Raw genomic sequence first — 22670 nt, 5'->3', positions numbered from 1 at the left:
GGTGAGTAAATCCCTTGTTACTCGTTTTTCGGCGTCCCGTCGATCGTCATTCGCCCTTCGGCGTCCCGTCGAACCGGTACTCCGAGGAGTTGTCCTGCGGATCGTACCCCAGAACCTCCCGCGCTCGGTCGATGGAGTAGTACTTGCGGTCGTTGTCGGAGATGCCGTAGACGATCTCGAAGCCGTAGTCGGCCCGGAGACACCGATCGAACAGGTGAGCACAGTCCCGGTGGGAGAGCCACATCGCGTGGCCGCGCTCGTACTCCGGCGGCGGATGCTCCCGAGTCAGGTTGCCGATCCGGACGCACACCACCGACAGATCGTGTTCGTCGTGGTAGTACCGGCCGAGGAACTCGCCGGTCGCCTTCGAGACCCCATAGAGGTTCCCCGGGCGCGGGAGCTCGGTGCCGTCCAGTCGAAACTCGTCGCTTGTCCGGTACATTCCGGGGGTCCGGTCGTCGGTCTCGTAGGCGCCGACGACGTGATTCGAAGAGGCGAACACGAACTTCTCCACGCCTGCCTCGACCGACGCGTTCATCACGACCTGCGTGCCGTCGATGTTGTTCCGGAGGACGCTGTCCCACGGCGCCGTCTTCCGGGGGTCGCCGGCGAGGTGGATCACCGCACCGCAGCCGTCGACCGCCTCCGCGACCGTCGATTCGTCGGTGACGTCCCCGACGACGACGTCCTCGCGGCTAACTCCGGGTGGACGCTCCTCGGCCGACAGCGGTTCCCGGTCGAACAGTCGCCAGTCGTACGGCTCGCCGATCCCGTCCAGGATGGCCTGTCCGACCCGGCCTCCCGCGCCCGTCAACAGGACTGGCTCGTCCATTCGACTATTATTCCGACGAGCGAGGGGAAATATCGTGTGGTTCTCCGGTCAGGGCTGCGTGTCGTTTCGTTCGAATCCCCTCCAGTGACCGCTGTACGCGGCACTCGACGACTGAGTGCCGCAAAAAAGCGCCGGGAGAGGGATTCGAACCCTCGATCCCGTGAGGGAACACGCTTTCCAGGCGTGCGCCTTTCCACTCGGCCATCCCGGCTCGTTCCAATTTACTCCGCTGAGACTGTTAAGTCCTTCTTTTCGTGTGACGGCGGCACAGGCGGTGGTCGGACGGGGACGACACGAACGACTGGGACAGCCGATCGTGGATCTCTCTTTCGGGAAAGCTTATTACCGTGGGAATAGTTAACACAGGTGACGATGCCAGATACGAAGACAGGCCGCGAACGAACTGGTCGTAACAAGCGGAGACAGCTCGAGCGGCACCTGGCGGAACGAGAGCTTCGCGCCGACGAGGAACCGCCGGCGATGCGCCCCGAGGAGATCGACTCGGAGTATCTGGTAGATCCCTCCGACCTCGATGAGTTCGACGGGACCGACAGCTTCGACTGGATCGACGGCTGACAGCGCCGTCCCGAACACGTCGTTCTTTTTGTACTCCGCCCCGAACGGGAGAACGTGAGAGCCCGCGCCAACTACGCGACGATCTACGTCGGCGCACAGCTCGCGCCCGACGAGCGGAAGCTGGATCTCGACTGGGCAACCGATGTCGGGGACCGAACCGACACCCACGAGTTCGAGGTACCGACGGCCGATCCGCGCGACGCGTACGTCGGCGTCCAGGCGTTCGATGTCGACGCGTACGGCCACGAGATCATCGTCAACGGCGAGGCGATGTCCGGATTCGACATCCCGCCGAACGACGGGTGGCAGTACTGGGTCGACACCCTCACCGGGACGTCGCTCGTCGAGGGCGTCAACACTATGCAGATCGCCCGCGACGCCGAAAGCCGGGACGCCTTCGCCGTCGGAACGGTGACCGTTCACTGGAAGGAACCGGTCGAGGAAGCGGACACCGAGTAGTGGCGACAGCTATCTCAGATAAATAGTACGTTGAACAGCAGTCCCACCGCGATCCCGATTCCGACGACTGTCCCCGCGTAGATAGCGAGCAGCCGCCGTTCGAACAGTTTGTTCAGCAGGATCAGGTTCGGAATGCTGATCCCGGCGCCGCCGACAACGAACGCGAGCACTGTTCCGATCGGGATCCCCTGATCGAAAAGCGCCGCGGCGATCGGGAGCATCCCGCTCATTCCGACGTAGATCGGCGCGCCGGCGACCGCGGCAAGCGGCGTGGCAAGCGGGTTCTCGGGGCCGGCGATCCAGTGGAGCACGTTCGTCGGCACTGCTCCGTGGATCAGTGCCCCGATCGCGATCCCGGCGATGAGGTACGGGAGCGTGCTCCAGAAGAACGACAGGGCTCCGACTCCGGCGGTGGCGAACCGTTTCCGGTGGGTGTCGTTCCCGCCGGAACTGCAGCCACAGCCGCCGTCAGCGGTCGTCTCCGACGCTCCGCCGGCTGCCGGCTTTGGCGTCCCGCCGTCGGTGGTCGCTTCGGCCGGTCCCTCCGTGGCGCCCGTCCCGGCGGTGGTCGTGACCTCCCGTCCGTCGGCAGTGATGCGGACGTCCTTGACGTACATCGAGAGGTCGAGCCGTCCGATGATGACGCCGCCCACGATCGCCGCGGAAAGCGTCGTGACGACGTACGCGATCGTGATGAACGGCCCGAACAGCCCGAACAGTAACACCACCGCGATCCAGTTGACCAGAGGCGACGCCAGCAGGAACGAAAACGCCAGCCCGAGGGGTGCGCCCGCTCCGATGAGTCCCGCGAGGATCGGAACCGTCGAACACGAACAGAAGGGGGTCACCGCGCCGAATCCGGCAGCCGCGACGTTTCCGGTCCCCTCGTCGTGGGACCGAAGAGTCGCCTCGACCCGTTCGGGCGGGAGATACTCCTTGGCGAGGCCGACCAGGAACGACGCGCCGATGAAAAGCGGTCCGAGCCTGACCGCGAGGTAGACGAAGTAATCCAGCGATTCGGCCAGCGCGGTCTCGTATCCCGTCGGGATCATTCGTCGTCCCCCGTTTCACCGGCGTTTCTACCCATCGCTGCGGCGAGATCGAGCAGCTGCAGGCTTGCGGTGTCGGCGATCCGGTAATGGGTCCATTTTCCCTCCTTTCGGGTGTAAACGAGCCCCGCGTCCCGGAGCGTCGAGAGATGCGACGCCACGGTCGACTGGGGCGCATCGAGGACCTCTTCGAGTTCGCAGGCACAAAGCTCCCCGTCGCGCAGCGCTTCGAGGATCCGGATCCGGTTTTCGTTCGCGAGCGCCTTGAACACCGCGAGCTGTTCGGCGGTGGTCTCACCGTCTGCACGCCTGGCGTCGATCAGTGACTCGTCGTCACAGCCACACTCGCCGAGGCGACCGAGCGAGTGACTGACCGACTCCGTGCTCCCGTTGCCGCTCATCTGCATTCCTCCAGCGCTCTCATTCGCGTCTCCCTCACTTTCCGTCCGTTTCGGTCGGTTCGGATTCTATTTCCTCGATTTTCATGCCACACGAACAACCGTCATTGCCGTCCGATCCCTCGCTTTTGAACGCGTTTACCAGGCGACCGATGATCGACGTGGAACTCATACAAATCGAGTTATCTCGATATAAATAAATAGCTTGCGTCTGTTCTCGCGAGTACAGACTGCCGTTGACCTCCTCTCCGCTCAAAAGTCGTCCAGCCGATTTCTTCGGTCAGTTCACGCCGTCGAGTCGTCGTCGGAACTGTTCCCGTCGTCGTCGGATTCGTTCCCGTCATCGTCGGATCCGTTCCCGTCGTCGTCGGATTCGTCGTCCCGGAACTTCTCGACGAGGTGACTGACGAGTATCCCGTGTCCCATGTATCGGGAGTTCTCGATACGGATGCAAGTCCTTTGCGGCTGTTGCTCCCACTCGACCTCACAAACCGGGACGTTTTCCCTCAAAAGAGCGGCCAATACCGAGGCCCCTCCCATGTGAGTAGCTACCACAAATGTCGGATCATCGGCTTTCAGTCCGGCGTTTTCTTCCGCTATCGCTCGCTTCATCGAACACCGTACTCGCGCCGTTAGCACAACGTTTATATAGAATCACAAACAACGAACCGCTGTACTATGAGCCAGCGAATGCAGGGCCAGCCGATGATAATTCTCGGAGAGGATTCCCAGCGCGTCAAGGACAAGGACGCCCAGGAGTACAACATCTCCGCCGCGCGTGCGGTGGCGGAGGCGGTACGCTCCACGCTCGGGCCGAAAGGGATGGACAAGATGCTCGTCGACTCGCTCGGCGACGTCACCGTCACCAACGACGGGGTGACCATCCTGACCGAGATGGACATCGACAACCCGACCGCCGAAATGATCGTCGAGGTCGCCGAAACCCAGGAGGACGAGGCCGGCGACGGCACGACGACCGCGGTCGCGATTGCGGGCGAACTGCTCAAGAACGCCGAGGACCTCCTCGAGCAGGACATCCACCCGACCGCGATCATCCGCGGATTCAATCTCGCGAGCGAGCGCGCCCGCGAGGAAGTCGACGCCGTCGCGTCCGAGGTCGACCCCGACGACGAGGAGCTGCTCAAGTCGGTCGCCGAGACGTCAATGACCGGCAAGGGCGCCGAACTCGAGAAGGAAGTGCTCGCTGACCTGGTCGTCCGGGCGGTCCGGCAGGTCACCGTCGAGGCCGACGACGGCTCTCACGTCGTCGACCTGCAGAACCTCAAGATCGAGACCCAGACGGGACGGTCGGCGGGCGAGTCCGAACTGCTCACGGGTGCGGTCATCGACAAGGATCCAGTCCACGACGACATGCCAACCGACTTCGAGGACGCCCGGATCCTGCTCGTGAACGAGCCGATCGAGGTCGAGGAAACCGACGTCGATACCCAGGTGAGCATCGAGTCGCCCGACCAGCTCCAGAAGTTCCTCGACAAGGAGGAACAGCAACTGCGCGAGAAGGTCGACCAGATCGCCGAGACCGGTGCCAACGTCGTCTTCTGCCAGAAGGGGATCGACGACCTCGCTCAGCACTACCTCGCAAAGGAGGGGATCCTGGCGGTCCGCCGGACGAAGAAGTCCGACCTGAAGTTCCTCAAGAACGTTCTCGACACCACGATCGTCACCGACCTCGACGCTGCGAGCGAGGCGGACGTCGCGGAGGGGACGGTCCGGCGCGACGACGACGACGAACTGTTCTACGTCGAGGGGCCCGACTCCCACGGCGTCACGCTCCTGCTGCGCGGCTCGACCGACCACGTCGTCGACGAACTCGAACGCGGGATCAACGACGCGATCGACGTCGTTTCGACGACGGTTTCGGACGGCCGCGTGCTCCCCGGCGGCGGCGCGATCGAGGTCGAACTCGCCCGACGGCTGCGCGACTACGCCGACTCCGTCTCCGGCCGCGAGCAGCTCGCCGTCGAGTCGTTCGCCGACGCCCTCGAGCTGGTTCCCCGCGTGCTCGCGGAGAACGCCGGGCTCGACAGCATCGATCTGCTGGTCGACCTGCGTGCAGCCCACGAATCCGGCGACGAGGCCGTCGGACTGAACGCCTACACCGGCGACATCGACGACTCCTTCGACGCCGGCGTCGTCGAGCCCGCCCACGCCAAGGAGCAGGCGATCGCCTCCGCCGCCGAGGCCGCCAACCTCGTGTTGAAGATCGACGACATCATCGCCGCCGGTGATCTCTCCACCGAAGGCGACGGCGACGAGGGTGGACCCGGCGGTGCCGGCGGCATGGGCGGCATGGGCGGTATGGGTGGCATGGGCGGCGCGATGTAACGGCCGGCCGAACCACTCGCAGCAACGATCTATTTTTTTCGAACGCGTGCCGAAACCCGTATCGGCGCTCGCACGTACGTGACGGTGATGGAGTGTTCGAAGTGTGACCGCGAGGCAGTGATGCACGCCGCCTACAGCGGATCGCACCTGTGTGGGGAACATTTCCGCCGATCCGTCGAGCGGCGCGTCCGGCGACGGATCCGCGAGGACGGGCTCGTTCCTGACGGTGCGACGCCGGAAGAGCCCGACCGGTGGCTGATCGGACTGTCGGGCGGGAAAGACAGCGTCGTGCTCACCCAGATCCTCTCGGAGACGTTCAGCGAGGACCCCCGAATCGAACTGCTGGCGCTCACGATTCACGAGGGGATCGACGGCTATCGCGACGAGTCGCTGTCGGCCTCGCAGGATCTCACCGAGCAACTCGGGATCCGCCACGAGGTCGTCCACTACGAGGAGGAGTTCGACGTCCGGATGGACGACGTCGCCGAGAAGGACCCGCTGGGGATGTCGCCGTGTGCCTACTGTGGGGTCTTCCGTCGGGATCTGCTGGAGAAGTACGCCGCGGAACTCGATGCCGACAAACTACTCACGGGCCACAACCTCGACGACGAGGCGCAAACCGCGATGATGAACGTCCTCGAGGGCGACGTCCGACAGATCGCCAAACACTTCGACGCCTCGCTGGGGCCGTTCGACGAACGCACCTCCCTCGACGTCGACGACCGGCAGCGGCGCGAGAAGCAGGAGACGTTCGTCCCCCGGGCGAAGCCGCTCCGGGACGTCCCCGAAAAGGAGGTTGCGCTGTACGCCCACCTGCGCGAACTGCCGGCCCACATCACCGAGTGTCCCCACGCGAACGAGGCGTACCGCGGTGAGATCCAGTCGCTGCTCCAGGAGCTCGAGGAGAACCACCCGGGAACTCGCCACTCGATCCTCTCGGGCTACGAGGAGCTCGCCTCGCTCGCGGCCGAGCGATACGGCGGCGCCGGGGGTGACCGCGTGGAACTCTCCGAGTGTGAGCGCTGTGGCTCCTCGACCAGCGGCGACGTCTGTCGGAAATGCCGGCTGCTCGAGGCGGTCGAGGGCGTCTGAAAAAGACGAAAACTGCGTTCGATCCCGACGCTATCGGATGACGTCCAGACCGTTGTTCGTCTCCTGCGGTTCGCGTCCGCCGTCGGACTCCCAGGACGCGCGGTCGGCGGCGTCGAACGACTCGTCGTCGATGCTCGCGCGGGACTTGTCGGCCTGCTTTTGCGTGGACGGGCCCAGCACCTGCGCGCTCTGGACGCCGGTCATGATCGCCATGACGCGGACCTTGCCCTTGTACTCGTCCTGGATCCGGGCACCCCAGATCACGTTGGCGCTCGCCTCGAGCCGTTCGGTGATGTTGTCCGCGATGCCCTCGGCCTCCTTCAGCGTGAGGTCGGGGCCGCCCGTGATGTGGACGAGCCCGCCGGACGCGCCGCGATAATCCACGTCCAAGAGCGGATGGTTCATCGCGTCGTTGACGACCTCCTGGGTTTTGTTTTTGTCCTGGGTCTCGCCGACCAGCATCACCGCGACGCCGCCCTGATTCATGATCGTGGACATGTCCGCGTAGTCCAGGTTGATCAGCGACGGCTGGGTGATCGTCTCGGAGATTCCCTTGACCGTCTCGGCGATGATCTGGTCCATCACCGAGAACGCTTTCCCGATCGGCAGGTTGGGAACGTAATCCAGCAGTCGGTTGTTGTCGAGGACGATGATCGAGTCGGCCTCGCCGCGGAGGTGTTCGAGCCCCTCCTCGGCTTTCACTGTGCGGGCGCGCTCGACGTTGAACGGCGTCGACACCATGCCGACGACGATCGCGCCCTGGTCTTTGGCGATCTTCGAGACGACCGGCGCCGCGCCGGTCCCGGTGCCGCCACCCATGCCGGCGGTGACGAACACCAGGTCGGCGTCGCCGAGTACCTCCTTGATCGTGCCCTGAGCCATTTCGGTCGCGCGCTCGCCCACGTCGGGGTCGCCACCCGCGCCGAGCCCGGCCGTCAGGGATTTGCCGACGAGGATCTTCGTGTCGGCCTCAATCATCTTGAGGTGCTGTTTGTCCGTGTTGATCGCCACGGTGTCGGCGCCGTCGACGCCGATGTTGTACAGTCGGTTCACCGTGTTGTTTCCGGCGCCGCCACAGCCGACGATGACGATCCGGGGATCTCCGAAGTCCTCGTCGTCCATGGCGTCGTCCATCTCGCGCTGCTCGATCCGGGCGTTCTCCATCGCGTCTTTGACGATATCCTGCATCGTCTACACCTTCGCCCAGTTGTGGTTCCGGCGACGCGAGTCGGCTTCGCCGTCGTTTTCGTTTATCATCTCCCGCACCGCCGATCGGATCGCCTCCGAGCGGTTCGGGAACTGGCCGGTCTCGACCATCTGTTCGACCTCCTCGATCTGCTGTTTCGGGATGCGAAGTGTCACACGCTCCATATTTTATGTTCCCCCGGTAAGACGGCCGGCCATGTTGGCACCCGTCTTACACGCGAAAACCGCCCGACGTGGACGACCCACCCCGGAACGGCGTCACGCTGTAAGACGACCGTCTTACGCAATCATACCCACCGATGGGATATACTTAAAAGTACCGGCTAACGTAAGACATTATAGAATATCGGCCGTAAACAGCCTCGAGGCGTTCGTTTTCGACGTTTGCACGTTCGGTATAGCTGCTTATCTCGGATCGAGGACGTCCGCAGCCGGCGTTCGACGGCCGCAACTCGGACAGAACGACCAGTCAGACCGGAGCTCGTCTCCGCAGTCACAGAACACGCGACGCGACGACTTTTCGCCGCAGTTCGGGCAGTACACGTGCTCTCCCGGTACTTCATCTCCACATTGCGCGCACGTCTTACGCGGCGTTTTCGCCTGGTCACCCGCGTTTTCGCGCTCCGTCTTACGCGCGTCCCCGTCCGTATCACTCTCCGTTTCGTGTGTGACAGTCGAGTCTGCATCTTCGGCGGCAGCACCCTCGAGACTGACGTTTACGGTCACTTCCGGCGCTGACGCCGGCGCAAACGATCCGAATCGGGCGTCGAGCCGCTCGGAGACGAGTTCGTCGACTCGCTGGGCGATCAGTGCGTCGATACCGTCCTCCGCTACGCCGGCCCGGCCGTCCGCCGCGCTCTCCGGCGACGGTCCGGAGGAAACGCCCCCTGTTTCACTGCCGTCGGACGCATCGAGGTACGTGCGAAGTGCCTCCCGCATGACCTCGCTTTTGGAGGCGTCGTACGCCTCCAGCCGCTCGACGAGGTCGTCGTCCGCGCGGAAGGTGATCTTGCTCATCGTTCCACAATTCGTTCCCCAGTATTTTAATCTTCCTTCCTGTCCGACAGACGTCTGTCAAACGTCAGTCGGTGGTCAGTCGGTGTCTGTCGGTAGTCAGTCGCGACCGCTCGCACGGGTCATTTCCCTGTGTGAGCGAGACTCGCGGAAGGGCTTTCCGTCTCCTTCCCCTCACTCGAGGCATGGATTACGAAGCGAGCCTGGATCGAGCGATCGATGCCATGCCGGAACTCGGTGGGGAGGAGGCGCGGCTGCGAATACCGGACGCGGAGGCGGAACCCGACGGCGCGTTCACGCGCTTTACGAACATTTCTGCGGTGGCGGATGCGCTCTCGCGCGATCCGGAACACCTCCACAGTCACGTCCAGCAGGAACTGGGAACGGCCGGTCAGTTCGAATCTGGGCGGGCACGATACAACGGGAACTTCAGCGGAGCCGACTTCGACGAGGCCGTCGAAGGGTACGTCTCCCGATACGTCACCTGCTCGGAGTGTGGCCTGCCGGACACCCGACTCGTCACCGAAAACCGGACGGAGATGCTCCGATGTGAGGCCTGCGGTGCGTTCCGCCCCGTCGCCAAAGGTCACGTGAGCACACCGAACCGGACGGAGCGGGAAACCGTCGAGTCGGGCAAGACGTACGAACTCGAGATCATAAGCACCGGTCGAAAGGGAGACGGGGTCGCCGAACGGGGCGAATACACGATCTTCGTCTCGGGCGCGCGCGAGGGCGAAACCGTCCGGGCGTACGTCGAAAGCGTGAGCGGGACGCTCGCGTTCGCACGGAAAACGTAGGCCGACGGTCCGGCGGACGATCGTGCAGCTTCTCCGTTCCGGCTCCCGATAGTTTTTGCCGACGGGGGCGCATTCCACGCGTATGGCGACCCGCGTTCCCCCCGAAGAGTTCCGCGCTCGACTGGCCGAGATCCGCGGCCGGCTGTCCGAGGCCGAAGCGGACGCAGCCGTCTGGTTCGGGTCGACGAGCATCGAGTATCTCACCGGCTTTTATCACATCCAGACCGAACGTCCTGTCTGTCTGGCGGTGACGTCCGACCGCGTCGCGATCACGGTCCCGCGACTCGAACTCGAGCGCGTCGAACCGAATCCTCGCATCGATGCAGTGTATCACTACTTCGACTATCCGGGCGGGAAACCCATCGAGACCGCAGTCGAGATGCTTCGGGAACTCGACGTCGACCGCGTCGCGGCCGACTCGGACGGTGCACCCGGCGTGATGGGATACGAAGGGCCGGCGCTGTCCGAGTTCCTGGAGGTCGACACCCAGGAGTGGATCTCCCGGATGCGGTGGGAGAAGACCGACGCGGAGGTCGATCTGGTTCGGGAGTCCGCCAAGTGGGCCAACCTCGGACACCGGTATCTCGCGGAGTACACCGAGGTCGGCGCCCACCCTGCCACGGTCAGCCAGCGCGCCTCCATGGACGCCTCGCGGGCGATGCTCGACACGCTCGGCGAACGGTACGCCGTGCGGGTCCGCGGGAGCGGCCCGGTTCACGCCGGCTACATCTCCGGCGAGGAGACGGCGCTTCCCCACGGCCACACCCCGAACGAACGGCTCTCCCGGGGGGACGTGCTGATCACCGGCGCCTCCGCGAACGTCGACGGCTACCACTCGGAGCTGGAGCGGACGATGTTCGTCGGCGACTACACCGACGAGGACGAACACTACTTCGAGCTGATGCTGGAGGCGCAGACGATCGCGATCGAGGCGCTTTCCCCCGGCGTATCCGTCGAGTACGTCGATCGACAGGTGTGGGAGTACTTCGAGGAACAGGGGGTGACGGAGCTGGCGCAGCACCACGTCGGCCACAACATCGGGATGGAGGGTCACGAGCCGCCGTACCTCGACCGTGGCTGGAGCGAACGGTACGAGGGTAGTGCAACCGAGCTCGCGCCCGGACAGATCTACACGATCGAGCCGGGGCTGTACACCGACGACGCGGGATACCGCCACTCCGACACCATCGCGATCACCGAGTCGGGGACCGAATGGCTCACCTACTATCCCCGGGATCTCGAGTCGAACGTCATCGATGGGTGAGGACACCGTCGGATACCGCGTCGTCGACGGACACAACGACGTGCTGTTGCGCGTTTACGAGGAGCTGCTCGAGGGATCGGAGGACGAGCCGGCGATTCCCGGCGGCGATGTCGGATCGTTCCTCGAGGGTCGTGACGGACACGTCGATCTCCCTCGCGCGCTCGACGGTGGGTTGGCTGCCGGCTTCTTCGCCGCGTTCGTCTCCAACGACCTCGATCCGGATTCACTCGATCTCTCCGCGGTCGACTTCGACGCCGGCGACGTACCGCCGCCGGTGGATCCGGCGGTGGCGGCACGCGCGACTCGCGCCCAACTCGCTTTGCTTTCCCGGTGGGCCGCCGCGGACGACCGGTTCCGGATCGTGGATTCGATCGCGGATTTCGACGCCTGCCTGGCCGGCGACTGCGTGGGGGCGATCCCGCACGTCGAGGGTGCAGGCGGAATCGCAGCCGACCTGTCGAACCTCGACGTCCTCGTCGACGCGGGGCTCCGGTCGGTCGGGCTCGTCTGGAGCCGACCGAACGCGTTCGCTCGCGGGGTGCCGTTCGTCCACGGATCGACCCCCGACCACGGCCCCGGCCTCACGGACGCCGGACGGACGCTGGTCCGGGCGTGCAACGACCGGGGGCTAATCGTCGACTGTGCCCACCTCAACGCGGCCGGCGTTCGGGACGTATTGGCCGAAACGGAGCACCCGCCGGTCGTGAGCCACGCTGGAGTTCACGAAATCTGTCCCTCCTCGCGGAACCTGACCGACGGACAGTTGCGGGCGATCGCCGACCGCGACGGGATCGTCGGGCTCACGTTCGCGACCCGGTTTCTCCACCCGGACGGCGACGACGATCGGGATCTCCCGCTTTCGACCCTCCTCGATCACCTGGATCACGCCGTCGACGTCGCCGGCGTCGAGCACGTCGGTCTCGGTTCGGACTTCGATGGCGCGACGGTGCTTTCGTCCGTCGAGGACGTCGCCGGACTCCCCGGACTGTTCGACGCGATCGAGGCGCGCGGATACAGCCGCCGGGAGTGTGTGTTGCTCGCCCACGGGAACTGGCGGCGGGTGCTGGCTGCGACCTGGGGCGATTGACATCCTCCGCGCGCTGAAGCGCGAGGCTTTCTCCTTGAATCTCCGTAATCGACGAGCCGTCCGCGTTATCGGAGTCGGAGTGCCACCACCGCCACGGCGAGAGAGCCGACGAGCCAGGCCGAGAGTCCGGTGAGGCTCGCCGTCGTCGACGCCGTCTCCGGCCCAGCCCCGCCGGCAACGGAGATAACGGTCTCGAACACCAGCCCACGGAACGCGCTCGCGGGGGACAGCGCCAGCGTGGCGTGGATCGACTCTCCCCCGATGGCTCCGCTCGCGAGGCCGCCGACGATAGCGAGGTCGGCGACCAGAACGATCCCGACGACGGCACCGACCGACAGCGCGATTCCGACACGGGCCGAGGTCGCCACCGCCGACACCGCGACGCCGACCGAAAGCGCGACGAGCGCGTACAACAGGCTCAACGCGGCGAGCCGCGCGAAAAGGATCGGCGAATCGGCCCCCGCGTGGGTCGCGAACACCGATGCCTCCGGCGCCGTCGACACCGACACCAGTCCGGCGACGGCCAGGAACGGAACGAGCACCACCGCCGAAAGCGGGATCGCCCGCCCAAGATACGCGCCGAGAACGTGTTGCCAGGCGGCGACCGGATACGTCAACAGCACGTCGAGCTCGCCGCTTCGTGCGTCAGAAAGCAGCGTCCGGTAGCCGAACGCCACCGCCACAACCGGCAACAACACCTCCAGCGCCGCAAGGAGGTCCACGCTCGTCGCCAGATAGCTCGACCGATAGCCGCCGCCGGCGTACGCCACGCCGACGATCGCGACCGAAAGCGCCGCGGCAAACAGGAGGCCGCCGGTGCTGCGCATCGTCGATCGGAGCTCGCGTGCGGCGATCGCCGCGATCGGTGCCGTCAGGCTCCGGCGACCTGCCGGCGGCGACCCGTCTCCCTGGCTCTGGATACGTTCATCAACGGAGGCTCCAGTAGCCTCGTCGGTCACTGTTGTTCACCTCCGGATTCCTCGACGTAGACGGTTCCTGCGGCGCCGGCGACGGAGGCGTCGTACGCCTCGGTCAGCGTTTCTACTCCGAGTTCGTCCCGCAGTGCCGCGGGCGTCCCGACGCGGACGACACGCCCGCGGTCGAGCACCCCGATGCGGTCCCCACTGCGCTCGACCGCGTTCAGGTCGTGGGTCGTCGCGAGAACTGCAACCCCCCGCGCCGCGAGCTCTTCGATGGCACCGAAGATCCGGGATCGCATCCCCGGATCCAGCCCGTGGGCGGGCTCGTCCAGGACGACGACCGGTGGGTCACCGATCACTGCCTGTGCGATCCCGAGCAGCTGGCGCATTCCGCCGGAGAGAGCGCCGACCGGACGATCGGCAGCCGCAGCCAGCCCGACACGTTCGAGGTGTGCACGCGGCTGCGGCTCCGGGACGCCGAGCAACGACTCGTAAAAGTACAGCGTCTCCGCGGCCGTAAACTCCGGACGGAACGCCGGTCGCTGTGGGAGGTAGCCGATCCGGCGCGGTCGGTCCGGACCGTCGTAGCGTATCCGCCCACCATCGGGACGTTCCAGCCCCACGAGCAGCCGCAACAGGGTGGTCTTTCCCGCGCCGTTGGGCCCGATAAGGGCGGTGAATCTCCCCTCCGGGATTTCGAGGGTGACACCGTCGAGGACGGCGACGTCGCCGTAGCTGTGGGTGAGGTTTTCGGCGGCCAGGACCGGCTCGTCGGTCTGTTCGCGTTCCGTTTCGGTCATCGTTCCTCCTCGGTTCGGTCTTCCGTTTTCTCCGACCCGGTGTCGGCTGCTGTCTCCGTGTCGTCGATCCACTCGAGCAGTTTCGCCCTCTCCAGTACCTCCGGGTTTGCAGGGGAGCCACGCGGAGCGACGTCGACGACGCCACCGGTTTTGAGACCGGGAACGGCGTCGGAAAGCGACCGCAGCGCGCCAACAGCCGGGGAGCGAGCCAACGTCGTCGCCCCGGCGGTCCGGCCGAGTCGTTCGTCGACTGGATCCGTGGCGACGTACTCGCGTGAAAGCGTCGTCGCATCACCGGGCTCGTTCACCCCGTCCAGGTCGCCGAGCGCGCCGTCCCAGTAGTTCCCGGCACCGTCGTGGGTCCAGATCCGGAGCGGTCCGATCCCGCTCGCGTACACGTGCCGTTCGTTCCCGACGAAGTCGTTCGCGACGATCCGATTCGTCGGGAGAATGCTCGACACCCGCGCGCCCACGTCGTTGTTCGCCAGGACGTTGTGTTCGTACAGCGACGTCCGGGTCGCCGTCGACATCCCGCGGTCGTTGTCGACGAGCACGTTTTCGGCGACGTAGACGTCGCTCCCCGACGGGGAGATCCCGGTCGAGCTGTTCGTGACGTCGTTGCCGACGATCGCGTTCCCGGCGGGATCAGTCATGATCGTGATGCCGCCGAACGCGCCACCCCTGACGACGTTGTCAGCGATCAGCGCGTCGTCGGTGTGCATCAGGTGAACGCCGTATCGCATCCCGTCCATCGAGTTGTTGCGCACGACCGCCCCGTGAGAGCGGTGTGTGTACACGCCGTCCCGGCCGCCGGCGAACGTCGAGTTCTCGACGACTGCAGGCGAGCGCATCACCATCACCCCCATGAAGCCGTCGAGCCACTCGTCGGCTCCGACGACGTCGACGTCCCGGACGACTGCACCGGGGCTGTCCCGCAGCAGGATCCCGTTTGCGGGCGTGTCGACGGCGACTCCGGCGATCAGCACGTCCGCGGCGTCCACGGCGGCGATCCCGGCGTCCCCGTGGCCGTACCCCAGCTCCACGTTGGCGTCCCAGGCGTCCGTCGGGACCGCGTCGGGATCCCGGGTTTCGTTTCCTACCCCCGAGATTGCCACGCCGGCCACAGCGGCCCGGTCGGCGGTGATCCGGATCACCGTTCCGTTGCCGTCGCCGCTGAGGTGAACCCGCGAGCCGTTCCCGTCGACGCCGACGAGGGTGATCGGGCGGTCGATCTCGACGTGCTCCTCGTAGGTCCCGGGCGGGACGACCACCGTCGTGTTCGGTTCGGCGGCGTCGACGGCAGCCTGGATCGTGTCGGCGTCCTCGCCGACGACGACGGAGACGGGGCGGGCCTCCTCGTCGAGCAATTGGGTCCGGGAGTCGACCTCGGTGTCGGCCTGGACCCTGCGATCGTCGACCGACTTTCGGACGCTCTCGGCGCCCGATCGTTCCTCGCTCCGGTCGAGCGCGGTTTCCCAGTCGACCACCTCACCGCCGTGATCGTGGACGAACGCCTCCGCCTCACCCCGGTTCGAGAACGGGACGGTAGCGCCCCCGTCGGGGCTTCGGGCGTCGCTTTCGACGACGTAGACGGCCTCGTCGGCGGCGACCCATCCCGGCGTTCGCATGGGTGCGGGATAGCCGTCCTCGTCGAGGCGGATCCCGGTGCCCGCATAATCGGTGACGTGGACGGCCATCGGGTAGCCGAACTGGGCGTCGTGTCCCGGCTGGCTGCTCACGTCGGCGTACGTCCCGACGCCGTAGTAGCCGGTGACGTACCGGTACTGCGAGTAAAACACCTGGACCCTGGGAAGGGAGACGTTTTCATCGAGCGTCGCGGCGGTTTCGCTCGTCAGCCCGACTGTAACTGTCTCGTCGAACGGAACCGGCTCGGTTTCGGTCGCGCCGGCGTCGACGACGAACAGTCCGAGTGTTCCGAGTCCGAAAAGCAGCGCCAGAACGATCCCGGCCACCGCGAGCGACCGGGGAGTACTCCACGACACACGTCCCCCTCGCGGATCTGTGGAGTTAGCCCCTCTGGTATGGTTCTCGAACGTCCCGGTCGGAACCGGTGCCGTCCTCCGGGTTCCCTGATTCTTCCCGTCGTCCGTATCCTGCCCCTTCTCGTCGTCCGTACTCCGTTTCGAACTCGTGGATCAGCTGTCCCATCTGGGCGTACCAGTCGTTGAGCATCCGTCGGAGGTTCGAAGCGATGCGCTCGGGCTCGGCCGGCCTGTAGACGTGATAGTATCCACCCTGATCGTAGTTGATCTGCTCTTTGCGGAGGAACCCGGCGTCGTACAGCCGCTGGATGGAGCGATACACGGTCGATCGCTCCCTGTCGACGCGATCGGCTATCTCGTCGACCGTGAGCGGCTCGTCGCTTTCGGCGATCGTCCGGAAACACCGCTCGTCCAGCGAGTTCAACCCGTGGAAACACTCGAGCAACCCCTCACACTCCAGTTCGTTTCTGAGGACCTCTGCCACGGAGTCGGACATATCCATTCCAGTCTACGGCAACTGTTGTGAAAAGTATTGTGAATACTAAACAATACTTATGGTGGTCGTCGATCCGCAGGGGAAACGGAACGAAACGTTTACGCGGGCACGGACAGTAGTGATCTTTATGAGCGGTAATCAAGGCGGACTGATGTCGAGTGCCGGTCTCGTTCGGTACTTCGATGCCGAAGACCGGAACGCCATCACGATCGATCCGAAGACGCTGATCGCCTTCGCGCTCCTGTTCGGCGTCTTCGTGCAGGTCCTTTCCCTTACTGTCTGAGCGGCTCCCCGTTTTCTATCGAGCCACCGCCGACACGTCTCTCGTCCGAGTTCGACGATCGGCGTAACCCACATCGACACACCCTTATGGGCGCTCGGTGAACCTCCGAGTATGACAGCCGTCGGCATCGATGCCATCGAGATCTGGAGCGGCAACCTCAAACTCGACTTACCCGAGACGTTCGCGTCGGTGAAGGGGGAGGACCCCGACAAGTATCGCAAAGGGCTGGGCCTGGAAGCATCCTCGTTCCCCGACGTGTACGAGGACATCGTCACGATGGGGGCGAACGCCTCGAAGCGGCTGATGGAGCGGAAGGGCCTGGAGCCGGACGACATCGGCCGGATCGACGTCGCGACCGAGTCGGCGTTCGACCACTCCAAGCCGGTGTCGACGTACATCGCCGGCTGCCTCGAACAGGTGTTCGAGGACGACTTCCGGCACGCCAACAAGGGCGAGCGGAAGTTCGCGTGCGTTTCGGGCACACAGGCGGTCGACGACGCGTACAACTGGATCCGGGCGGGCCGCAACCGGGATCGGGCCGCGCTCGTGGTCGCTACCGACACCGCGCTGTACGAACGGGGCGATCCCGGCGAGGCGACACAGGGTGCGGGCGCGGTCGCGATGCTGATCGACGAGGACCCGGACGTCCTCGGGCTTTCAGACGAACAGGGGTTCGGAAGCATGGACGAGACTGACTTCCTGAAACCGAACCAGCAGTTCCCGAGCGTCGACGGCAAGCGATCGGTCCAGGTGTACCTCTCCCGGATGCGGGAGGCGCTGGAGGACTACGAGTCCGTCGCCGGACGCGTCTACGAGGAGGACTTCGCGTATGCGCCGTTCCACACGCCGTTCCCGGGGATGGTTCGCAAGGCCGGCCTGCTGGCGTATCGTCACATCACCCGCAACACGGATATCGAAGACCAACTCGCCGAGGAGATCGGCCGCCAACCCCGCGAGGAGGAGTACGACTCCCACGACGAGTACGAGGAGGCCATTCGCGAGTACATGGACGCGTTGAAGGGCACCGAGCGGTACCGGAGCTGGTACGCCGACGTCATCGAACCCACCCTCACGATCTCCTCGCAGGTGGGCAACTGGTACACCGGATCCGTCCACATCGCCCGCGCAAGTGCCCTGATGACCGCTGCCGACGAGGACCGGAACTTCGAGGGCGAGAGCCTGCTGGTCGCATCCTACGGGTCGGGCGCCCAGGCGGAGATCCACGCGGAGACGATCCAGTCCGGCTGGAAGGAGGAGATCGAGGCGATCGACATCGACCAGCAGCTCGAGAACCGCTACGATCTGACGTTCGAGGAGTACGAACAGATCCACAACGTCCACGACCTCGACAAGGACGTCGAGGTCGACGCGTTCACTCAGCCGGAGGGCGAGTTCGCCTTCACCGGCTGGGGGCGGATGAACGAGCGCAAGTACGAGTACGTCGAGTGATCTTCTCGGGGTAGTTCCGCCCCGAACGGACGCCGTCTCGTATCGAGACGGCCCATCACGGAGCAGCCCCACGCCGCCTTTTTATTTGTGCCCCACCTACGTCTCCCATGACCGCCGATACGTCTTCCCGACCCATCGAGTTGCAGGACGGCGACGACATCGACGACCTCGTTGCCCGCGAACCGATCGTCCTGCTGGAGTTTTACACGAACAACTGCGGAATCTGTCAGTCGATAGAACCGGTCCTGGGGCACGTCCACCGCGAGACCAACGTTACTGTCGGCGTCTGCAACCCACAGACGGACATGGGCCTCGTGGACCGGTTTTCGATCACGAGCGTTCCGACGCTCGTGCTGTTTTACGATGGAGAGCAACTGGCCACGCTGTCGGAGGGGTTCCAGGGGGCCGAGGCGATCCTCTCGTTCGTCGAATCCAACCTGCCACCGAACGCGACGCTCGAGGGATCGATCGTCGGGTAGTCGGTCGTCGGGTGGTCGGTCGTCGAGTGGTCGGTTCGCCGATCTTCAAAGCTCCCCGAGATCCTCGAGGATTTCCTCGATCTCCCGCGTCGAGACGGCGAGCGAGAAGCCGTCGACCCGGGCCAGATCGGGCGCGTACTCCCAGAGGTCATCCTCGTCGATCCCGTGGAGCACCACCGCGTTCGGCGTCGGATTCACGACACGCATCGCCACGAGCGGCGACTCCCCGCGGGTGACCCCCGTGAACACGAGCGCCCGGTTCGTCGACTGCCCGTACAGCCGGTAGAACTCCTCGCTGGAGAGCCGCGTGATCGCCGCGATGCTGTTGATGACGGTGTGGCCGTTTACGGTGTCCCGGTCCCCACGGACGATTTCGGTCGCCCCCATCGCCTCGTAGAACGTCGACAGCGGCAGCGCCGTGGAATACTCCCGGAGGTCGTAGACGACGTCGCTTTCGAAGCCGGCCGAGATGACCCGGGCGTACTGACGGATCCGTCCGCCGCCCCGTCGCTCGTCGATGTCGAGCAGCGCCTCGACCATCCGCGAGACGACGCCGATTCCGGGGGAACTGCGCCGGCCACTCTCGTAATCGGAGATGACCGACGAGGAGACGTCGAGTTGATCTGCGAGGGCGGTCTGGGAGACGTCGAAGTCGGTCCGCCACTTCCGGAGCGTCGCGCCGGGATCCTCGCTCAGGGTGATCTCGCCTGCGATCCGGCGGGCCAGGTCCGCCCGAGTCGCCTCCCGATCTCCGTTGTCCATACGCGAGACGTCGCAATCGGTGCCGAAAAGCGTATCGAACCCCATGTTCGTCGCGCGTCGAAAGTGACATTGGGATGATTTTTCGAGTCGACGTCGGTTGATTCTTAACACTCCGCGAAGAAGAGTTCCCAACAACGGTTCAGATCCCGCGGGCTGTCCACTCCCGGCGACGCCGGCGGGGAGGCAGAACGAGCATGAAAAAAGTACGATTTGCTGACACTAATCGGGGGGTCGAAGCGGTCGACGACATCGAGGACCGCACCTTCGAGTTGCATCTCCCCGATCGCGGCGCCGTCGAGCCTATTTCGCCGGACCGGTTCGCCTTTCCGGTGACCGCCGGGATCGAGGTGGAGGCGAGCCGGATCGTCGTACCGGAGTACTTCGGGCTGTTCGTGTACGATCGGGACGATGAGTCGTTCGTTCGCACGATAAAGCCGGCGACGGACGGTTTCGTTGCAGATGGTACGTATGACGTCGATATCGGTGGGACTCCCCTAAAGATATACCTCTCTTTCGAGGGGGCGTTCGACGTCGCCCACCGTTCGGAGGGAACGGAGCCGGGGACGGTACTCGAATTCGACGGAAAACGGCGTGTCCGGATCGGGGCGCGGTCGCTTCACTCCAGCCCGGCCGGAACGATCACGACGACGGAGTCGGTCGAGGACCTGATGACTGCGGTCTCTTCGTTCGGCTCTGCAGTCAAGACGTTCTCGCCGGAGCGGTCGTTTCCCACCCTTCGCGGTCATCCGCCGCGGCTCGAGGTCGGCGAAGAGTTCTCCACCCCGCCCGGTATCGAGCCCCCGGAGACCGGAATCGAGATCGCGGTTCCGCCCGACGTCAAGTCGGTGTACACGGTCGCGTCACTTTCGTACTATCTCGGTGCGCGGATCGTTTCCGGCTCGGAGCCGGCGATCCTCGCGAACGGGGAGCGGTTCCCGTTGACGGGCGAGGACGCCCCGCGGAACGCCCGCGCGCTCATGGACGGCGCCGCGGCGGCCCTGGAGCGGCAGTTCGCGCTCGACTGCGTGGTCCGGACGGCAGGCCTCTACGACGTGAATCTCAGTGAAAAACAGCGATTGATGAAACACGTCGACGTCGATCTCCAGCACCTGTACGATCTTCCGCTTCCCGATCGGATCGGCGCGTATTTCGAGGTCCCCGGACACGTCATTGACGACCTCCTCGAATGGCACTCGACCACTGATATCGTGCCCTCGTTCCGGTTCGCGAAGTACCTACCGTACGCAGTGGCAGAACTCTCGCAAATCCGGAGCTACGATCCGTCCGGCGCTGACGAGGAATTGACTGCCTCGAGCGCAAACGCCGGTGACTTTTTCCGGTCGACCGACCGAAACGCTCCGGAACCGACCGCCCACGCCCCGCGGCCTGCGCTCGCAATGGGGTCTCGTTCGGCCGGTACGTCCGACCGACGTCGCCGGAGCCCGGGAGAGGTGGTATCGCCGCCGGAGGTCGACACGGATACACACATGTGGATCGCCGACCAGTATCCGGTCCGAGCAGGCAAACCGACACTGGAGTCACTGGAGCGGCGTTTCGACTCGAAACCCGACAAGGAGGATCCGGAATGGATCCGGATCCTGGTCGTCTGCAACGACTCGGAGATGCGCGAGGAGAGCGAGGACCTCTACGGCTTCCGTGACTTCTTCGAGTTCGACATCGACGTACGGTACGATCTCTCGACGGAGCAACTCCGCAATGCCCTCCACGAGGAGTTCGACTTCTTCCACTACGTGGGCCACGTCGACGATGACGGGATGCGGTGCCACGACGGCTGGCTCGACCTCCACGAGCTCGAATACACCGGCGTGGAACTGTTCTTCCTCAACGCATGCACGTCGTTCTCTCAGGGGGAGGCGTTAGTCGACGCCGGCAGTCGCGGCGGCGTGGTAACGCTCGCGGAGGTGTACAACTCGCTTGCCACTCGGTTCGGCCGGCGACTCGCCCGACTGCTGGACGCCGGTTTCGACCTGTACGGGGCGCTCGCGGCGGGGCGCGACAGCGTCATCGGCGGCGGAATGTACGGCATCATCGGCGACGGACGGGCGTCGCTCTGTTACAATACGGATGGGGTCCCGACGTTGTATCGGATCGAACGCACGGGGGAGAACGGCTTCGATGTTACGTCCGTCTCCTATCCAACGATAGGTTACGGCATAGGAAGTATGATGACGTTTATGTACGAGAAAGAAGAATTGATGCATATCGTTGCTGGTACCGAGGACCCTTATCGTCTATCAAGTGCAGAATTAGCGGATCTTTTGACGGATACGGCAACGCCGATCGAAGTCGACGGTGAACTCTTCTGGTCGAACGAGCTTACGCCATCGAATATTTAGGGACCTGGTGTAGCCATACCGCCGCCGTTCGCCACCACGCTCCCGGCCTGCGTCAACAGCAGGGTAATCGTGAAGAGGACGCCGATCATCTTGGGGTGCTGTGCCAGGTATTCGCTGATGCCTGTTTCGGACATACATGAACTGCTTCCGCCGGCAATATTAAAATAATATTTAAATAAATCTGACTATAAATAATCTATATTAAGGTACGTAAAAAGGAATAAACTACGCCCTGGTATGTTCGTTGATTCAACGGGATTCTACTAATAATTGGGGGGAATCGAGGACGGCATCCGGCGTGGTCGGCGGTTCGAACCGGCCGAAACCCGGATATTCCTTCGGCCGTATCTCCGGACATGCCGCCGACCACGGTACACGTGGCGATCGCGGGGCTGATCGCCTGTGCCCTGCTGCAACACCACTTCGACACGAAGGCGATACTACTCGTACTCGTCGCCAGCGCTGCTCTCGACCTCGACGCGCTGTTGGCCGTCTACTGGTCGGGAACGCATCGCGCCGCGTTGCACAACCTCTGGATCCCGATCGGGGCGTTCGCGCTGCTCGCGTGGGACGTGAAGTTCCGGTCGGAGTCGTACGTGCTCTCCCGGTGGGGAGAGTACGGCTGGCGGGTCGGCTGGGTGACGATCGTCGCGGTCACGTTCGGCCACATCCTGCTCGACGCCTTTTACAACGGCGTCAACCTGTTCTGGCCGATCCACGACCAGCTGTACGACTTCTCCGGGGAGCTACTCGTTTCCGACCAGCGGGGGTTCGTCCAGGACGTGATCGACCTCGGTGATGACGGCACCACCCAGCGCGGCGGCTCCGGTGACGTTCACTACACCACCGCCGTCGACCCGGCCCCGGCCCCCAGCCCCGAGGAGGATCCCGAACGCGTGGTGTATCTCGCCGAAACCGGGGAACACATCCTGCTCACCGTCATCGGGTTCGCGGTCGTCGCCTACCGGATCTGGGAGCACCGGCGCGGCGGCGGAACCTGA

At 64.7% G+C, this 22670-nt stretch carries 26 protein-coding genes and 1 tRNA gene; 12 read left to right on the top strand and 15 right to left on the bottom strand.

Annotated elements, in window-relative coordinates; translation table 11 throughout:
• Window positions 1-46 precede the first annotated feature (46 nt).
• Together azf and AArcSl_RS00560 are read right to left on the bottom strand one after the other, a co-directional pair.
• Window positions 47-832 (bottom strand): NAD-dependent glucose-6-phosphate dehydrogenase Azf, encoded by a 786-nt coding sequence (gene azf / locus AArcSl_RS00565; protein WP_119813700.1) that lies wholly within the window; start codon window positions 830-832, stop codon window positions 47-49.
• A gap of 129 nt (window positions 833-961) precedes the next feature.
• A tRNA-Ser gene (locus AArcSl_RS00560) sits at window positions 962-1043 on the bottom strand.
• A gap of 161 nt (window positions 1044-1204) precedes the next feature.
• Between AArcSl_RS00560 and AArcSl_RS00555 the strand changes: the two genes are divergently transcribed.
• Together AArcSl_RS00555 and AArcSl_RS00550 are read left to right on the top strand one after the other, a co-directional pair.
• On the top strand, window positions 1205-1408 hold the full coding sequence (locus tag AArcSl_RS00555) for a hypothetical protein (RefSeq protein WP_119813698.1): 204 nt from the start codon (window positions 1205-1207) through the stop codon (window positions 1406-1408).
• A 54-nt stretch (window positions 1409-1462) separates the two neighbouring features.
• A complete protein-coding gene (locus AArcSl_RS00550) occupies window positions 1463-1867 on the top strand; it encodes a DUF7383 domain-containing protein (RefSeq protein WP_119813696.1) in 405 nt (134 codons plus the stop codon).
• Between the two features lie 14 nt (window positions 1868-1881).
• Here AArcSl_RS00550 and AArcSl_RS00545 read toward each other — a convergent pair whose 3' ends face one another.
• The 4 genes from AArcSl_RS00545 to AArcSl_RS00535 form a co-directional block, all read right to left on the bottom strand.
• Window positions 1882-2919 carry a permease gene (locus AArcSl_RS00545; protein ID WP_119813694.1) on the bottom strand — a complete coding sequence of 346 codons (1038 nt, stop codon included), beginning with the start codon at window positions 2917-2919 and terminating at the stop codon, window positions 1882-1884.
• Window positions 2916-3317, bottom strand: a complete 402-nt coding sequence (locus AArcSl_RS00540) for an ArsR/SmtB family transcription factor (RefSeq protein ID WP_119821624.1) — start codon at window positions 3315-3317, stop codon at window positions 2916-2918. Before AArcSl_RS00540 ends, AArcSl_RS00545 begins: the two co-directional genes overlap by 4 nt.
• A 34-nt stretch (window positions 3318-3351) precedes the next feature.
• Window positions 3352-3486: a hypothetical protein gene (locus AArcSl_RS17540; protein ID WP_281259887.1), complete on the bottom strand. Its 135-nt coding sequence runs from the start codon at window positions 3484-3486 to the stop codon at window positions 3352-3354.
• Between the two features lie 113 nt (window positions 3487-3599).
• The gene (locus tag AArcSl_RS00535; protein ID WP_193588484.1) at window positions 3600-3740 is read right to left on the bottom strand and encodes a hypothetical protein; all 141 of its coding nucleotides are present in this window, start codon (window positions 3738-3740) and stop codon (window positions 3600-3602) included.
• Window positions 3741-4019: 279 nt separating this feature from the next.
• Here AArcSl_RS00535 and thsB point away from each other — a divergent pair, with 279 nt between their 5' ends.
• Together thsB and ncsA are read left to right on the top strand one after the other, a co-directional pair.
• Window positions 4020-5660 (top strand): thermosome subunit beta, encoded by a 1641-nt coding sequence (gene thsB / locus AArcSl_RS00530; RefSeq protein WP_119821622.1) that lies wholly within the window; start codon window positions 4020-4022, stop codon window positions 5658-5660.
• Window positions 5661-5747: 87 nt separating this feature from the next.
• Entirely contained in the window at window positions 5748-6752 is a 1005-nt protein-coding gene (gene ncsA, locus AArcSl_RS00525) for a tRNA 2-thiolation protein NcsA (RefSeq protein ID WP_119813692.1), read from the top strand.
• Window positions 6753-6782: 30 nt separating this feature from the next.
• Here ncsA and ftsZ read toward each other — a convergent pair whose 3' ends face one another.
• The 3 genes from ftsZ to AArcSl_RS00510 all read right to left on the bottom strand — a co-directional run bounded on the left by ftsZ (window position 6783) and on the right by AArcSl_RS00510 (window position 8975).
• On the bottom strand, window positions 6783-7940 hold the full coding sequence (gene ftsZ / locus AArcSl_RS00520; protein WP_119813690.1) for a cell division protein FtsZ: 1158 nt from the start codon (window positions 7938-7940) through the stop codon (window positions 6783-6785).
• 3 nt (window positions 7941-7943) lie between these two features.
• Window positions 7944-8123, bottom strand: coding sequence for a ribbon-helix-helix domain-containing protein (locus AArcSl_RS00515; RefSeq protein WP_119813688.1), 180 nt, complete (start codon window positions 8121-8123; stop codon window positions 7944-7946).
• 240 nt (window positions 8124-8363) lie between these two features.
• Window positions 8364-8975: a double zinc ribbon domain-containing protein gene (locus AArcSl_RS00510; protein ID WP_119813686.1), complete on the bottom strand. Its 612-nt coding sequence runs from the start codon at window positions 8973-8975 to the stop codon at window positions 8364-8366.
• Between the two features lie 182 nt (window positions 8976-9157).
• Here AArcSl_RS00510 and AArcSl_RS00505 point away from each other — a divergent pair, with 182 nt between their 5' ends.
• The 3 genes from AArcSl_RS00505 (at window position 9158) to AArcSl_RS00495 (ending at window position 12120) form a co-directional block, all read left to right on the top strand.
• Window positions 9158-9769 (top strand): translation initiation factor IF-2 subunit beta, encoded by a 612-nt coding sequence (locus AArcSl_RS00505; RefSeq protein ID WP_119813684.1) that lies wholly within the window; start codon window positions 9158-9160, stop codon window positions 9767-9769.
• Between the two features lie 82 nt (window positions 9770-9851).
• A complete protein-coding gene (locus AArcSl_RS00500; RefSeq protein ID WP_119813682.1) occupies window positions 9852-11033 on the top strand; it encodes a M24 family metallopeptidase in 1182 nt (393 codons plus the stop codon).
• Window positions 11026-12120: a dipeptidase gene (locus tag AArcSl_RS00495; RefSeq protein ID WP_119813680.1), complete on the top strand. Its 1095-nt coding sequence runs from the start codon at window positions 11026-11028 to the stop codon at window positions 12118-12120. The genes AArcSl_RS00500 and AArcSl_RS00495 overlap by 8 nt, the downstream gene beginning before the upstream one ends.
• Before the next feature lie 65 nt (window positions 12121-12185).
• On the opposite strand, the gene AArcSl_RS00490 is transcribed toward AArcSl_RS00495, so the two are convergent.
• The 4 genes from AArcSl_RS00490 to AArcSl_RS00475 are packed head-to-tail and all read right to left on the bottom strand — an operon-like array spanning window position 12186 to window position 16339.
• Window positions 12186-13079, bottom strand: coding sequence for an ABC transporter permease (locus AArcSl_RS00490; RefSeq protein WP_217563479.1), 894 nt, complete (start codon window positions 13077-13079; stop codon window positions 12186-12188).
• Window positions 13076-13840 carry an ABC transporter ATP-binding protein gene (locus tag AArcSl_RS00485; RefSeq protein ID WP_119813678.1) on the bottom strand — a complete coding sequence of 255 codons (765 nt, stop codon included), beginning with the start codon at window positions 13838-13840 and terminating at the stop codon, window positions 13076-13078. The genes AArcSl_RS00490 and AArcSl_RS00485 overlap by 4 nt, the downstream gene beginning before the upstream one ends.
• Window positions 13837-15843, bottom strand: a complete 2007-nt coding sequence (locus tag AArcSl_RS00480) for a NosD domain-containing protein (RefSeq protein ID WP_217563477.1) — start codon at window positions 15841-15843, stop codon at window positions 13837-13839. The genes AArcSl_RS00485 and AArcSl_RS00480 overlap by 4 nt, the downstream gene beginning before the upstream one ends.
• A 25-nt stretch (window positions 15844-15868) precedes the next feature.
• On the bottom strand, window positions 15869-16339 hold the full coding sequence (locus tag AArcSl_RS00475; RefSeq protein WP_119821618.1) for a helix-turn-helix domain-containing protein: 471 nt from the start codon (window positions 16337-16339) through the stop codon (window positions 15869-15871).
• A gap of 127 nt (window positions 16340-16466) precedes the next feature.
• Here AArcSl_RS00475 and AArcSl_RS00470 point away from each other — a divergent pair, with 127 nt between their 5' ends.
• The 3 genes from AArcSl_RS00470 (at window position 16467) to AArcSl_RS00460 (ending at window position 18550) form a co-directional block, all read left to right on the top strand.
• Entirely contained in the window at window positions 16467-16622 is a 156-nt protein-coding gene (locus tag AArcSl_RS00470; RefSeq protein WP_119821616.1) for a preprotein translocase subunit Sec61beta, read from the top strand.
• 111 nt (window positions 16623-16733) lie between these two features.
• A complete protein-coding gene (hmgB, locus tag AArcSl_RS00465) occupies window positions 16734-18071 on the top strand; it encodes a hydroxymethylglutaryl-CoA synthase (RefSeq protein WP_119813674.1) in 1338 nt (445 codons plus the stop codon).
• Window positions 18072-18178: 107 nt separating this feature from the next.
• Window positions 18179-18550 (top strand): thioredoxin family protein, encoded by a 372-nt coding sequence (locus AArcSl_RS00460; protein WP_119813672.1) that lies wholly within the window; start codon window positions 18179-18181, stop codon window positions 18548-18550.
• A gap of 45 nt (window positions 18551-18595) precedes the next feature.
• Here the strand turns inward: AArcSl_RS00460 and AArcSl_RS00455 are convergent, their stop codons facing one another.
• On the bottom strand, window positions 18596-19312 hold the full coding sequence (locus AArcSl_RS00455; RefSeq protein WP_119813670.1) for a helix-turn-helix domain-containing protein: 717 nt from the start codon (window positions 19310-19312) through the stop codon (window positions 18596-18598).
• Between the two features lie 194 nt (window positions 19313-19506).
• Between AArcSl_RS00455 and AArcSl_RS00450 the strand changes: the two genes are divergently transcribed.
• Window positions 19507-21669, top strand: coding sequence for a CHAT domain-containing protein (locus AArcSl_RS00450; RefSeq protein ID WP_119813668.1), 2163 nt, complete (start codon window positions 19507-19509; stop codon window positions 21667-21669).
• Here the strand turns inward: AArcSl_RS00450 and AArcSl_RS16945 are convergent.
• Window positions 21666-21803 (bottom strand): DUF7503 family protein, encoded by a 138-nt coding sequence (locus AArcSl_RS16945; RefSeq protein WP_193588483.1) that lies wholly within the window; start codon window positions 21801-21803, stop codon window positions 21666-21668. The two genes, AArcSl_RS00450 and AArcSl_RS16945, sit on opposite strands and share 4 nt — an antisense overlap.
• A gap of 222 nt (window positions 21804-22025) precedes the next feature.
• Between AArcSl_RS16945 and AArcSl_RS00445 the strand changes: the two genes are divergently transcribed.
• A complete protein-coding gene (locus AArcSl_RS00445) occupies window positions 22026-22670 on the top strand; it encodes a metal-dependent hydrolase (protein WP_119813666.1) in 645 nt (214 codons plus the stop codon).

The organism is Halalkaliarchaeum desulfuricum, from assembly GCF_002952775.1.
In the GTDB taxonomy this organism is placed as follows: Archaea; Halobacteriota; Halobacteria; order Halobacteriales; family Haloferacaceae; genus Halalkaliarchaeum; species Halalkaliarchaeum desulfuricum.
Note: the sequence above shows the minus strand (reverse complement) of the source record. Positions and strands in the feature narration are given on the sequence as shown.